Genomic DNA, 566 nt, shown 5'->3' with positions numbered 1-566 from the left:
TCGTCCCAGGCCCACCATGGACGGGAGGCTCTGCCTGCGGCTTGACCCTTTGGGGCCATAGCTCAGCTGGGAGAGCGCGTGCTTTGCAAGCATGAGGTCGTCGGTTCGATCCCGTCTGGCTCCACCATTTCTTTGGGATGTTTTTGGAGTTGTGAGAACAACTTCAGCCCCGATCAATGTGTGTCGAGCCCGCTATCTGGAACATGCGTTTGCCGCGGCAGTGATCAGCGAGGACCGTCAGGTTCGGTTGGTTCAGCCGTGTGCGAAGACATCAGTGACATCGTGAAGAGGGAATGTGGCCGTTGGGGCAGAGAGATCTGCCAACCCTGGCGGTCATGTTCGGCAAGCATACGGTGGTGGATCCGGAAACGGATCTGTCACTGGTCTTTTTGTGACCGTGTCGCGCTGATCAGCCAGCCTTACGGCTGTCGGATCAGCGACGGACATCGATCACGAGAGCGATCAAGTGCCTTAAGAGCATTCGGTGGATGCCTTGGCGCTGAGAGGCGATGAAGGACGTGGTACGCTGCGATAAGCCTTGGGGAGCTGCGAACGAGCTTTGATCC

At 58.0% G+C, this 566-nt stretch carries 1 tRNA gene and 1 rRNA gene; both read left to right on the top strand.

Annotation, left to right across the window (positions count from 1 at the left end):
• The first annotated feature begins 51 nt into the window (after nt 1-51).
• Nucleotides 52-127 (top strand) — tRNA-Ala (locus ACLBYB_RS32710).
• A 333-nt stretch (nt 128-460) separates the two neighbouring features.
• Nucleotides 461-566 (top strand): 23S ribosomal RNA (locus tag ACLBYB_RS32705); the annotation flags it as partial.

It is taken from the genome of Methylobacterium sp. D54C (assembly GCF_053345595.1).
Note: the sequence above shows the minus strand (reverse complement) of the source record. Positions and strands in the feature narration are given on the sequence as shown.